The sequence below is a fragment of the Streptomyces sp. WM6372 genome (assembly GCF_001279655.1).
In the GTDB taxonomy this organism is placed as follows: Bacteria; Actinomycetota; Actinomycetes; order Streptomycetales; family Streptomycetaceae; genus Streptomyces.
Genome location: NZ_LGDB01000137.1, coordinates 1 through 309, shown reverse-complemented (window position 1 = coordinate 309; position 309 = coordinate 1). Strand labels below are relative to the sequence as shown.

1 rRNA gene is annotated in these 309 nt (G+C 58.9%); it reads left to right on the top strand.

What is annotated here, in order from left to right:
* A 23S ribosomal RNA gene (locus ADK52_RS11825) occupies positions 1-309 on the top strand; the annotation flags it as partial.

Here is a 309-nt window from a genome sequence, read left to right as displayed (position 1 = left end):
GTGCACAAGGGAGCTTGACTGTGAGACCGCCGGGCCAAGCAGGGACGAAAGTCGGGACTAGTGATCCGGGGGGGGCTTGTGGAAGCCCCGTCGCTAAAGGGATAAAAGGTACCCCGGGGATAACAGGCTGATCTTCCCCAAGAGTCCATATCGACGGGTTGGTTTGGCACCTCGATGTCGGCTCGTCGGATTCTGGGGCTGGAGCCGGTTCCAAGGGTTGGGCTGTTCGCCCATTAAAGCGGTACGCGAGCTGGGTTTAGAACGTCGTGAGACAGTTCGGTCCCTATCCGCTGTGCGCGTAGGAATATT